9 protein-coding genes are annotated in these 9622 nt (G+C 65.9%); 2 read left to right on the top strand and 7 right to left on the bottom strand.

Features of this window, described 5'->3' with window-relative positions; all coding sequences use genetic code 11:
• The coding region (locus ACE3UY_RS01430; RefSeq protein WP_374685769.1) for a ketopantoate reductase family protein at window positions 1-837 on the top strand (837 nt) is incomplete at its 5' end.
• A 2-nt stretch (window positions 838-839) separates the two neighbouring features.
• The gene (locus ACE3UY_RS01425; RefSeq protein WP_374685768.1) at window positions 840-1586 is read left to right on the top strand and encodes a class II aldolase/adducin family protein; all 747 of its coding nucleotides are present in this window, start codon (window positions 840-842) and stop codon (window positions 1584-1586) included.
• A gap of 148 nt (window positions 1587-1734) precedes the next feature.
• On the opposite strand, the gene ACE3UY_RS01420 is transcribed toward ACE3UY_RS01425, so the two are convergent.
• The 7 genes from ACE3UY_RS01420 to ACE3UY_RS01390 form a co-directional block, all read right to left on the bottom strand.
• Window positions 1735-2502, bottom strand: a complete 768-nt coding sequence (locus ACE3UY_RS01420) for a hypothetical protein (RefSeq protein WP_374685767.1) — start codon at window positions 2500-2502, stop codon at window positions 1735-1737.
• Window positions 2499-3812 carry an O-antigen ligase family protein gene (locus ACE3UY_RS01415; RefSeq protein WP_374685766.1) on the bottom strand — a complete coding sequence of 438 codons (1314 nt, stop codon included), beginning with the start codon at window positions 3810-3812 and terminating at the stop codon, window positions 2499-2501. The genes ACE3UY_RS01420 and ACE3UY_RS01415 overlap by 4 nt, the downstream gene beginning before the upstream one ends.
• A 31-nt stretch (window positions 3813-3843) precedes the next feature.
• Complete coding sequence (locus ACE3UY_RS01410; RefSeq protein ID WP_374685765.1) at window positions 3844-5226, bottom strand: sugar transferase; 1383 nt, start codon at window positions 5224-5226, stop codon at window positions 3844-3846.
• Window positions 5227-5532: 306 nt separating this feature from the next.
• On the bottom strand, window positions 5533-6201 hold the full coding sequence (locus ACE3UY_RS01405) for a class I SAM-dependent methyltransferase (protein WP_374685764.1): 669 nt from the start codon (window positions 6199-6201) through the stop codon (window positions 5533-5535).
• A 47-nt stretch (window positions 6202-6248) separates the two neighbouring features.
• Window positions 6249-7466, bottom strand: a complete 1218-nt coding sequence (locus tag ACE3UY_RS01400) for a glycosyltransferase family 4 protein (RefSeq protein WP_374685763.1) — start codon at window positions 7464-7466, stop codon at window positions 6249-6251.
• Window positions 7467-7520: 54 nt separating this feature from the next.
• The gene (locus ACE3UY_RS01395) at window positions 7521-8906 is read right to left on the bottom strand and encodes an O-antigen ligase family protein (protein WP_374685762.1); all 1386 of its coding nucleotides are present in this window, start codon (window positions 8904-8906) and stop codon (window positions 7521-7523) included.
• A gap of 18 nt (window positions 8907-8924) precedes the next feature.
• A partial coding sequence (locus ACE3UY_RS01390; RefSeq protein ID WP_374685761.1) for a glycosyltransferase family 4 protein occupies window positions 8925-9622 on the bottom strand: 698 nt, incomplete at its 5' end.

The raw sequence follows: 9622 nt of genomic DNA, 5'->3' as shown, positions 1-9622 counted from the left end.
ATGAAGGCGTATGATCTGGCCGCGGCCGTGGATGAACTGGTCGCCCTCTGCCCGGAACCGGCGCAACTGCTGAGCATCCAGAACGGCATCGGCGTCGAGGAGATCGTCGCCGCCCGCTTTGGGCCGGAGCGGGTGCTGGCCGGCACGGTGACCATCCCCATCAGCCACGTCGCTCCCCACCACCTCGCCGTGGAGCGGTCGGGGCGCGGGCTGGGCATCGCTTCGGTGCAGACGGGCCGCGGGGTCGAGGCGTGGGTCGAGCGGTTCGCCGCCGCCGGCATCCACGCCGGGGCGCGTCCCGATTACCGCGCCATGAAGTGGTCGAAGGCGTTCCTCAACATCATGGGCAACGCTTCCTCGGCCATCCTCAATCGCCCGCCGGCCGAACTCTACCGGCGCAGCGACCTCTTCGACCTGGAGATGCGCATGCTGCGCGAGACGCTGGCGGTGATGAAGCGGCGCGACCTGGCCGTGATCAACCTGCCGGGGGCGTCGGCGCGCCCGCTGGCCCGGACGCTGGCCTACGCGCCCCGTTTCCTGCGGCGCATCGTCTTCAACCAGGTCATTCGCCACGGCCGGGGGGACAAGATGCCGTCCTTCCACATGGACCTGGTCGGGGGCAAGGGGTGCAGTGAGGTGGCGTTCCACAACGGGGCCATCGCCGCGGCCGGCCGGGCGTGCGGCGTCCCAGCGCCGGTCAATGCCGCGCTGAACGACGTGCTGCTCAAACTGGCCCGCGGCGAGCTAGACCGGGCGGCTTACGACGGCCGCCCCGAACGGCTATTGGCTGATGTAGGCCGGTATGAAGAATCCGCAGATTTGGGAACCAAGAGGTAGCGATGCCATCCGAAGTGAGTAGGGACGACGCTGACGAGCAGGAGCGACGACTGCGGCAGGAGATAGTGGCGATCGGCCGGCTGATGCACGCCAAGGGGCTGCTGTGCGGCTTCGAGGGCAACCTGTCGGCGCGGCTGGACGGCGGGCGGCTGTTGGTGACTCCCGCCGGCCTGCACAAGGGGCTGCTCGCGCCGGAGCAACTGCTCATCACCGATAACGACGGCCGCGTCGTCGGCTCGCCCAGCGCCGCCACGCGCGGCTTCAAGCCGACCAGCGAGTTGCCTATGCACCTGGAGGCGTATCACCGGCGGCCCGACGTGGCCGCCGTCGTCCACGCCCACCCGCCGATTACCGTCGCCCTGTCTATCGCCGGCGTCCCTATGGACACGCCGCTGCTGCCCGAGGTCATCGTCCTGCTCGGCCTCATCCCGACGGCCCCCTACGCGCTCTCCTCCAGCGAAGAGGGGGCGACGGCCATCCGCGAGTTGATCCGCGACCACGACGCCATCATCCTCCAGCGCCACGGCACGCTGACCGTCGGGGCGACGCTGACCGAGGCCTTCATGCGCCTGGAGACGGTGGAGCAGAACGCCCGTATCCACCACCTGCTGGCCCAACTGGGCGCGGACAACCCGCTCGACGACCACGAGCTAGGGCGGCTGCTGGACATGCGCCGCCGGATGGGGCTGGAGCGGGCCGGGGACGCGGCGGCGTTTCTGGCGCGATGGGGCGTTGGGCCTGCGTCGTAGCGTGGGATGACCTCCCGCGTCCGCCGGCGCGAAGAATGGCTACGGATGAAGACGGGCAAAACGGATTGTCTTATCCGTATGCTCTGTCCCAATCCGTAGCCATTCTTAGGCGGGGCAAAGAAGCGGGTTGCCAACCCGCGCTACAAGGTTACGGGTTAATCCCGCCGACCAGCCCGGCCGCCCCGCGTTTGGCCTGGTCGAGCAGCGAACCGGCCTGTTCGGCGCTCAGCCCGGCCGCTTGCGCCCCTTGCTGCGTCTGGCTCAGCGTCGCGTCGGCCGCGGCGCAGATGGGAGCCAGCGCCGACGAGGCCCCGGCCGCGTCCAGTTGGCCGCCTGACCACTGGCCGATCACGCCGCCCAACGCCGTCTGATCGGCTTGCATCAGCCCGCCCAACGCGCCCAGCCCCGGTACGCTCATGACGCCGGCCAACTGCTGCTGGGCGCTCTGGAGCACGCCGCCGGCCCCGGCCAGTCCGGCCGTGACGGCCAGCGCGCCCAGCCCGCCGCCTTGTCCCGTCTGCGCCAACCCCTGCAGGGCGACGCAGAGCGACTGATCCAGCGCGGCCACGGCCATGACCGGCTGCCATGCGCCCATCAGTTCTTGTTGGGCCGGGTCGCCCGCGCCGGTCGTGTCCTGACCGGCCGCGCCGGCTGTAGCGGCCGCTGTGGCCGTGGCGGTCGCAGCGACGGTCGCTGTGGGGGCGGGGGTGTCGGTCGGCGCGTCGGTCGGCTGCGCCGCGGTCGTGGGCTGCGCCGCGGCCGTGGGTAGGGTTGCGGCAGTGGCGGCGGGCGCGGCCGGCGCGGTGGTCGATGTGGCCAGGGGTTGGGACTCGCCCTCCTCGTCGCCGGCCCGGTCGCAACCGGCCAGCATCAGCAGAGCCAACAGGACGATCAGTAGACGATAGCAGTACTTCATGGCGCCAATTCCTCCTTATTCATGGCGGCCAACAGGCCCAGCGCGAACCAGAACACAAGCCCCATCTTGGAGCCGAGCACCAGGGCATCGGCCAGACCGAAGACGTGCAGCCCCACCAGCCCGGCCAGCAGCCCCAGCGCGACGGGCCGCAAGCCCGCGTCGCGGCGAGCCACCCGCCAGCCAACGGCCGCGGCCACCAGCAGGATAGCCCCATAGACCACCAGCCCCGGCAGGCCCACGTCGAGCGCGGTTTGCAGGAAGATGTTGTGGGCGTGGCCGACGTCGGGATCGGGTGTCAGGGCGATGGGGTAGAAGCGGAAGACCACCTGCCGGAACGCGCCCAGCCCGACGCCGCTAAACGGGAAGTCGCCGATGGCCGTGATGGCCCAGGGCCATAGCGCCTGGCGGTAGTTGAGGGTCGTGAACGTGCCGAGCGCCGACTCCGCCGGCGGGTCGAGCCACAGTTGGCGCACCCGGCCGGGGCCGATCCACAACAGCGCCCCCAGCGCGGCCACGACAACAGCCGCCGCCAGCAGGCGGGCGGCCCGCCGCGCCCCGGACGGCGGCAGGACGGCGGCCCACAGCACCAGCAGCGCGAACAGGCCCGCCGCCGCGCCGACCCAACCGCCGCGTGATTGTGTCAGGACGAGGACGAGGACGGTCAGCGCCGTCGCCAGCGCTAGAGCCGGCCGCAGCCAGCGGGGGTACTGCTCGCCGGCCAGGCCAAGCGACAGCGAGAAGAGTAGCGGCAGGAAGATGCAGATCAGCGCCGCCAGCTGATTGGGGTGGACAGCCAGGTTAAGCAGACCGGGCAGCGCAATGGCCTGGAACGGGTTGAGGCCGCTCAGCAGCGGAATCTTGGGCAACTCCCGCATGTTGAGTGCGCCCAGCAGCGTAAAGCCCAGGCTAAGCAGCAGGAAGAGGGCCACGGCTGCTGCCAGCTGCTGCCGCGTCCGGGTGGCGACGACCGCGTAGCGCCACACGGCCAGGCCGAGGATGAGTCCGGTGGCCTTGGGCAGCGTCTCGATGGGATCGGCGCTGACCAGGATGCCGGCGATGAGCGCGCCGCCCCACAGCAGGAAGAGGAGGTTGAACGGCGTCGCCGGCAGCAGGGCGGGGGCGAGCGCCAGCGAGAGGAGCCAGACCGCGGCCAGGGCCAGCAGCGCCCCGACCGTGGCCGCCGGCAGCGCCTCCGGGAAGAGCAGCAGCGGGATGGCCGGCAGCAGGATGGCCCCTTCCAGCAGGATCAGCGGGCGCGGATCGCGCCGCAACCGGCTCCTGCTGTGTGTCCCGCCCGCTGTTGTAGTCACGTCGCCTGACGCCAAGCAGGCTTGGCCAGACTCAGTAAGCGCCTTTGCCGCGCACTACGACCCAGGGTGTCTTCAGCAAGATGTAGATGTCCATCCACAGCGAGTAGTTCTGGATGTAGTACAGATCTTCCTCGGTGTGGAGGTGCAGCGGCTTGTCGGCGCGGCCGTTGATCTGCCACCAGCCGGTCATGCCCTGGGGCACGGCCAGCCGCTTGTGCTGCCACGGCTCGTATTGACCCACCAGCCACGGCAATTCCGGCCGCGGCCCCACCAGGCTCATGTCCCCCTTCACCACGTTGAACAGTTGCGGCAGTTCGTCCAGGCTCGTGTGGCGCAGCAAGCGGCCCACGCGCGTCACCCGCGGGTCGTCGGCCTTCTTGAAGAGCATCTTGCCATCGGTGGTCATCTTGATCACGTCGTCCTGCATCGCCTCCGCGCCCACCACCATGGAGCGGAACTTGTACATCGAAAAAAGGCGGCCGTTTTCGCCCACCCGCTGCTGCCGGAAAATGATCGACCCGCGGGAATCCAGCTTGATCAGGACGGTGATGATGACCATAAACGGCATGGCCAGCGTGAGCAGGAAGCTGGAGAGCGCCAGATCAAAGAGACGCTTGACCAGACGCTGGACATCGTTGAGCGCGGGGTCGCGCAGGTTGATCATCGGTAGACCACCAAAATCCTCGACTGAGGCGCGATAGAGCGCCAGGCTGAAGTAGTCGGGCACGACGCGGACTTGCACCGGCAGGTCGTGCAGTCCCACGACCAGTTCGTTGATGTGGGCATACTCCCGTTGGGGTAGGGCGATGACGACGTCGTTGATGTTCGCCTCGCGCACCACCCGGCGCACGTCTTCCACGGGGCCCAGGATGTGGATCATGAAGGCGTCGTCAGCCTCGGCGTCGGTGCTGTCGGGGGCTTCATCGAGATAGCCGGACAGGTTGAGACCCATCCAGCGATACTCCTGGATCATGTTGCCGACCCGCTGGCCGACCTCGCCCGTTCCCACGATCAGCACCCGGCGCTCGGCGGCCGGCATGCGGCCGACGCGAAACACGATGCGGGCGATAATGCGCCAGCCCAACAGGAAGACCAGGTCGAGCGTGACGAACAGGATAAACACCCAGCGGGAGAAGTCGCGTTGCGCCAGATAGAGCAGCCCGGCGAAGAACAGCGCCGACACCAGCGTGGCCAGCGTGACGATCTGGAACTCATCCATGGCCCGGTAGATGCGCTTGGGGTCGTAGACCGAGAGGATCAGGCATACGATGCCCCAGAGCGCCGGGACGACGAGATACATGTAAGCGGAGATAACGGGTTCGGCGCGGAGGTTCGTGAGGGAAGTGGGGATGTAGGAAACTAACTGGGTAGCCAGGAATAAGGCCAACAGCGTTAGCCCGATATCAAGTCCCATGGAAAAGATGGCGTAATTTACGCCGAACCGCCTCAGCATATCAACCCCTTTTTTACTTTTAGCACCAAGCGTTTATTTCTGGCGCGTCATAATCACTTGTCCCGGACGTATTCTCTGTGCACCGGGCAGCAATGACCGTGGCGCTTGATCTCCTCTGTATCAGTAATGTGACGGCCAAGGATGGTTGTGAAAACGGGTGCAATCTCTGCAATTATAGCGGCAAGCACTCGCCAGACAACACAAACTCCCTTAATACTAAGTAAGGATACTTGATTTTTGAGGAAGTGGAGCGGTTAACGGTAACTGCTACCAACCCTCGTAAACAACAAACGATTTGGTTAGTCCCATGATTTTTTCCTCATACCAACTGGCCGTGGGGAAGAGCGCGCGCAACTCGCCGCGGCGCAACAGGCGTGTGTGATCGATCCGCGCTTCGGCTTCGGCCTGGTCGGGTATGCGCTTGACCCAGCCCAGGTTGAAGCGCCGGATCAGGGCGACGCGCGCGTCGCGCGGCAGCCATTGAAAGCCAGGGAAAAGGAAGTGGGGTTCCAGCGGGAAGAAGTAGTTAGGAGTCTGCAGGAAGTAGCGGCGGCCCACGCGCCGAACCTCATTGGCCATACGCCGCTGCTGCTCGAAGTCGCCCACGTGCTCGATGACTGAGTTGGAGAACACCACGTCGAACGCCTCGTCCTTGAACTCGCGCATGTTGGTCGCGTCGCCGACGACGGCGCGAAACTGGCGCGACGGCAGGGGCGTGGGATCGATGTTGAGAAGCGTGATGCGGATGTCATCTTGCTCGACGACGCCCATTCGCTGCCAGAAGTTGGCCGTGCCGCCCACGTCGAGGATGGAGATAGGTGGGGGCACGTGCGCCAGCAGTTCCAGGAAGAACTGGAAGCGCTTGCGGCGCATGGCTGTGGCGTAGGAATCCTCTTCGCGGTTGTCTACGAGCTTCTTGAATAACACGTCATCCATCCTCAATGGCCTGTCTGGCCCACCCCATTGGGCGACCGGCCTGTTAGTTAGCGGCGCTTCAGCGCCCGGCAAGCCTCGTAGGCTGCCAGCAAATGTACTTTCTGGTGCTCCCAGGCCAACTCGTCCTCGATTCGCCGCCGGCCTAGTCGCCCCATCTCCTCGCGCCGCGCCGGGTCGGCGAGCAAATCCAGGATGGTGGCCGCCAGGTCTTGTGCGTCATCGGGGATGGCATAGCGCGCGGCGGCCCCGGCCGATACCCTCGACTCCACCAGATCGAAAACGGCGATGGCCCGTCCGACCGACATGTACTCCAAAATCTTGTTCATGGTCGCGGCGTCGCTGTAGGGTGTCTTGGGCATGGTGTCCACGCACACGTCGCTGGTGGACAGATAGCGCCGGATGAGGTCAAGCTCGGCCCAGCCGGTGAAGTGCAGGTAGTCGTCCAGCCCCAACTCAGCGCTGAGGGCGCGCAGGCCGGCTTCAGCGTCGCCGGAACCCATGATCACGAACTGAATGTCCCGTCGCCCGTGGTCGCGGACGATGACGTCGGCCACGCGGACGAACGTGTCAACGCCATCCTGCGGGTTGAGGACACCCAGGTAGCTGACCAGGAACGCCCGCCCGCGCTTCAGAGCCGGGTCGGGCGCGCTCGGGTAGAGGACGTGGTGGTTAGGCCCGCTGCGCACGATGAAGATGCGCTCCGGCGGGACCTGGCCGCGTGTCAGGGCCACCTGGCGGTGCGTCTCGTTGGTGGTGATGACGACGTCGGCTGTGCGAAAGGTCAGCCGCTCCAGCAGCAACAGCAGCCGGTAGGCCATCCCCTGCCGGCCGAAGCGCGACAGGTACATCTCCGGCGACAGGTCGTGGTGGTCAAAGATGAACTGTTTGCCGAACAGTTTGTAGAACCGGCCGATGAGCCAGAATGTCTCCGGCGGGTTGCAGGCGTGGACGATGTCGAACCCCTCGCGCCGGAGAATCTTCAGCGACAGCAAAAACGTCTGTATCCAGCAATAGGTGAACTCCCAGATGAAGCTCAGCGTGCCGCTGGTGGTGGGCGGCGCGGGATAGCGGTAGAGGGCCACGCCCTCGCGCCGCTCGAACCGTTCGGTCGCGTTCGCGCCCGTAATGGAGATGACCGACACGTGATAGCCGGCGTCGCGCAGCGCCGTGGCTTCCAGCCAGACGCGGCGGTCGTTGGGCACGGGCAGGTTCTCGACGATGATGAGGACGCCGGGCCGGGGAGAGGGCTGCTGTTGGGAGGACATAGAAGGGTCAGGAGTCTATCGCCAAGCGGCGCGCCGGGGGTGCGCCGCCTTGCTTCAGGGCTTCTCCACGGACGCGTCGCCACGGAAGATCTGCGGCCCGGTTAAGGCCAGCCCCCACAACAACCAGACGACGTACATGAGAGAGTGGTCCCACCACCAGGAATCGGCTACCTCTCGGATGTTGAAGGTCAGGAAGGCTGTCGCGATCGCCATCCAGAACATGACCATTTCACGGGTGAGGCCTCGCCGGTTCAGGCCGCGCCAGACCGACCACCACACGGAGGCCCACAACGAGAGGTACAAAAGCAGGCCGATTATACCGTGCTGGAACAACATGCCCAGGTAGCTGCTATGGGTTCCGGCGGCATACTCATTAGGCAGATCGGGCAAGCGGACGGATGTGCCCCAGCCGGCAATGGGGTGCTCGGGCAACAGCGCCAATGTCTGTCTATAGATGTAGATGCGCACCAGCCAGCTGCCCGGCCGCAGGTCGACGAACGCCCGCTGGAACCAATCGATGACCACGCCCAGCACGACGAAGGCCAACAGCAGGACGACCGCCGCGCCGATGAGGGCGATGGCGAACATCAGCGGCCGGTTGGGCCGGTGCTGGAAGAAGCGCAGCAGGACGTAGAAGGCCGCCCCGGCCAGCAGCGCCGCGTAGGCGATGCGCGACTCGGTGAAGACCAGCGTGAGGAGTAGCCCCAACAGGATGCCCAGGTAGAACAAACGCCGGATGCCACGCGTATGCTGGATGCGCCAGTAGATGAAGGGAACCAGCAGCAGGCAGAGCATACTGAGCGCGCTGAAGGACAGTGTCAGCGCGTTCAGCCGGATGCTCAGCAGGCCCATGCCTTCGGTCGAGGCCAATGCGCCAAAGGTGCGGTACGAGATGGAGGTGAAGAAGGCCGAGCCGGCAATCATGGAGGAGGGTAAGACGCGCCCCACCAGTGAGATGAGCACGCCGCGCCAGGCGCCGGAGAGAAAGATCGCGCTGGTGGCAACCGTGTAGAAGGCGACGAGCGTGAGCGCGCCGGCTACCCTGCGCCATTCGGCCGCGGTGCGCACGCTGTTCCAGAACAGGACGAGGAACAGGAACTGTGTCCAGATGCTGGCGGTCTCTTTTAGAAAGATGTCGAGCAGTTCCGGATCGATCCAGAAGACAGGCACTACCCACCAGATAGCCAGCCCCAGCGCCAGCAAGATAGTGACGTTGAGGCGCACTTGCCAGTGGTTGCGGAACAGAAAGCGGATGAACTCATAGAGGACAAAGAAGGGCAGCAACAGTTGATCGATGCCCAACGCCCACCACACCGGCCACAACAGCGCGAAATACCAGAGGTCTGTCGCGAAGGACGTGCTGATGAACGGTAGCCGGACACGCAGTGGGCGGTCGGATGAAGAGCCGGCGGGCGTGGGGGTGGGGAGAGAGGTAGCCATACGTTAGCTTGCCGTGGCTTATTTGACGAGAGGCAGGGCCACCGGCGCGACGACCGGCCGGGCGGACTCATAGACCCCCAGATAGGCGGCTGTCACCGTCTCCAAGGTGTAGGCGCGGGCGGCGGCAAAACAGGCCGGCCGCATGGCCCGCAACGCGCCGACGTTCTCCCCGGCCCAGACGATCCGCTCGGCCAGTTGCTCGACGTTGCCCGCCTCTACCAGAAAACCTGTTTGGCCCTCCTCGATGACTTCAGGAATCCCCCCGACCGCTGTAGCCAATACCGGCTTGCCATGCGCGAAGGCCTCGATAATGACAATGCCGAAGACTTCCTGGCCAACCGAGGGCACAACTAGCGCGTCCGCTTCCGACAACAGTCGCCGCTTCTGCTCGCCAAGCACCTGCCCATGAAAGCGTATTTGCGGCAGGTGGGCGTAGCGCGTCTTGAGCGCCTCCCGCAATACACCTTCTCCGGCAACATCCAGCGACAGCCCCGGCTGGCGCGCGATCGCTTTCTCGAACGCTGTGCAGAGCACGGCGATGCCCTTAATGGCGTCGAGCCGTCCCAGGTACAGCAGGCGCAGATCGGCCGTCTGATGCCCGGGCGGCTGCCCCTCCAGTTCGGCGCGCAACCTGTCCAGTTCCCCCGGCGACAAGCCGTGCGAATTGGGCACGATCGCGGCGCGCGCCTCGCGGAAGAAGCCGAGCGCCGTATGAT

Source organism: Promineifilum sp. (SeqCode) (genome assembly GCF_041918635.1).
In the GTDB taxonomy this organism is placed as follows: domain Bacteria; phylum Chloroflexota; class Anaerolineae; order Promineifilales; family Promineifilaceae; genus Promineifilum.
The sequence above is the reverse complement of the archived record's forward strand: the minus strand, read 5'-3'. Positions and strand labels throughout refer to the sequence as shown.